Annotated in this window: 2 protein-coding genes; both read right to left on the bottom strand. The window is 42.0% G+C overall.

What is annotated here, in order from left to right; all coding sequences use genetic code 11:
- Nucleotides 1-1,520, bottom strand: a 1,520-nt coding sequence (gene parC, locus AC1DSB_RS17420) for a DNA topoisomerase IV subunit A (RefSeq protein WP_477587220.1), incomplete at its 3' end; no start/stop codon positions are given.
- A partial coding sequence (locus AC1DSB_RS17415; RefSeq protein ID WP_477587219.1) for a toprim domain-containing protein occupies nt 1,517-2,820 on the bottom strand: 1,304 nt, incomplete at its 5' end. The genes AC1DSB_RS17415 and parC, both read right to left, overlap by 4 nt.

Raw genomic sequence — 2,820 nt, 5'->3', positions numbered from 1 at the left:
ACCATAACCTCTTCACTCGGAATCAAGACATCCAGTGTTAATTTGATTTCTTCGATTTGGTCTTCAATAACGGATCTCCGTGGCTCAGAGAACTGCTTGCGAATGGCTTGCAATTCTTTTTGGATGACTTTCGTCAATTTTGATTCGTTATTTAATATTGCCATCAATTCACTAATTGTTTTTTGCAATTCAGCTTCTTCATTTCTCAAGTCCGTAATATCGGTGTTTGTTAAACGATAAAGTTGAAGAGAAACAATCGCTTCAGCTTGCGCTTCAGTGAATGCAAAAGCACGGATTAAATTATTTTTCGCATCGCGTTTATCCTGAGATGCACGGATGGTTTTAATTACTTCATCCAAAATGGATAGGGCTTTCATCAAACCTTCCACGATATGAATGCGGTCTTTTGCTTTTTGTAAATCATATGCAGAACGTCTAGTCACTACATCTTTTTGATGCTCAATATAAGCATCAAGCAATAATGGCAATGTCATCATTGTCGGACGACGGTTATGAATCGCAATCATGTTGAAGTTGTAAGCTATCTGCAAGTCGGTGTTTTTAAACAGGAACTGCAAAATGCCTTTTGCATCAATATCTTTTTTCAATTCGATTACGATACGTAAACCAGTGCGGTCGGATTCATCACGGACCTCTGCAATACCGTCCAGACGTTTATCGAGACGTTGTTCATCTATTTTCTTGATCAAAATCGCTTTATTAATTTCAAAAGGAATTTCGGTAATAACGATTTGTTCCTTACCGCCTTTTAAAGCTTCGATTTCTGCTTTCGAGCGGACAACGATTTTGCCTTTTCCTGTCTCGTAAGCTTTTCGGATACCATCCACACCTTGAATGATACCTCCAGTAGGAAAATCAGGCCCCTTCAGAACCGTCATTAATTCATTAACAGTAACTTCAGGATTGTTCATGCGCATTAACACAGCGTCTAGCACTTCATGCAATGCATGAGGCGGCATGTCTGTTGCATATCCAGCAGAAATCCCTGTTGCACCGTTTACAAGTAAATTAGGGAAACGAGCTGGCAGTACAGTTGGTTCCAACTCGGAATCATCAAAGTTTTGTACCAAGTCAACTGTGTTTTTATTGATATCACGAAGCATTTCTCCTGCGATGGCCGACAAACGTGCTTCCGTGTAACGCATAGCAGCAGGTGGATCACCATCTACAGAACCGTTGTTCCCGTGCATTTCAATCAACATGTGGCGAACTTTCCAGTCCTGACTCATCCTTACCATGGCTTCATAAACGGAACTGTCACCATGTGGATGATAGTTACCGATTACGTTACCGACAGTTTTTGCTGATTTACGGAACGGTTTTTCGTTTGTATTTCCTTCATGGAACATCGCATATAAAATACGACGTTGTACGGGTTTAAGTCCATCTCGGGCATCAGGTAGTGCTCGATCTTGAATAATGTACTTACTATAACGGCCAAACCGGTCGCCGATGACTTCTTCTAAGGGTAGATCTTGATAACGTTCGGTTTGTGTCATTCTGAATCCTCCTCAGCATGGATGAGTTCGTTTTCTAGAATATTGCTGTCTTCATCCAGACCAAAATTAACATTGTTTTCAATCCATCGTCTTCTTGGTTCAACTTTGTCACCCATCAAAGTAGTGATGCGTCTTTCCGCACGTGCATCATCATCAATTTCTACTCGAATCAATGTTCTTGTATCAGGATTCATCGTTGTTTCCCATAATTGTCCGGCATTCATTTCACCAAGACCTTTATAACGCTGGATCATATATCCTTTACCGATTTTTCGGATGGCTTCGTCAAGTTCAGCTTCCGTCCAAGCGTACTGAAGAACTTCTTTTTTGCCGACTCCACGGTAAACTTTGTAAAGGGGGGGCAAAGCTATATATACTTTTCCTGCTTCAATCAATGGTTTCATATAACGGTAGAAGAACGTCAGAAGCAATACTTGAATATGTGCTCCATCCGTATCGGCATCAGTCATGATGACGATTTTGTCATATGCGATATCCGGAACTGAGAAATCAGCGCCTACTCCACCGCCGATTGCGTGGATGATCGTCGAGATTTCTTCGTTTTTCATGATGTCCGCAAGTTTTGCTTTTTCGGTATTGATAACTTTTCCTCGAAGTGGCAAAATCGCTTGGAAACTGCGGTCTCGTCCTTGTTTCGCAGAACCGCCGGCAGAGTCACCCTCCACCAGATATAATTCGTTTTTCGCAGCATTACGAGATTGTGCAGGAGTCAGCTTCCCAGATAAAATTGAAGCTGATTTCTTTGATTTTTTGCCGTTACGTGCATCTTCTCGGGCACGACGAGCAGCTTCTCGTGCTTGTTGTGCACGAATCGCTTTACGGACAAGTGAGGCACTCAATTCAGCATTTTCTTCAAGAACATACAACAGTTTCTCGGAAACTACCGCATCCACTGCTGCACGAGCTTCACTCGTACCTAATTTACCTTTCGTCTGTCCTTCAAATTGGAGAATGGCTTCAGGGATACGCACTGAAACGATTGCTGAAATTCCTTCACGAATATCTGCTCCATCCAAGTTCTTATCTTTCTCTTTAAGTAAACTTGTTTTGCGTGCATATTCGTTGAATACGCGCGTCAAGGCAGATTTCGCGCCTGTCTCATGGGTTCCACCATCACGCGTACGGACATTATTAACAAACGATAAAATCGTTTCAGAGTAGCCATCATTAAATTGGAAAGCAAACTCCACTTCGATGTCATCCTGAACCCCTTCAACATAGGCAACTGGATGCAATACATCTTTTTCTTCATTCAAATAACCGACAAACGCTTCGATGC

The organism is Paenisporosarcina sp. P4_E4_2 (assembly GCF_056401595.1).
The sequence above is the reverse complement of the archived record's forward strand: the minus strand, read 5'-3'. Positions and strand labels throughout refer to the sequence as shown.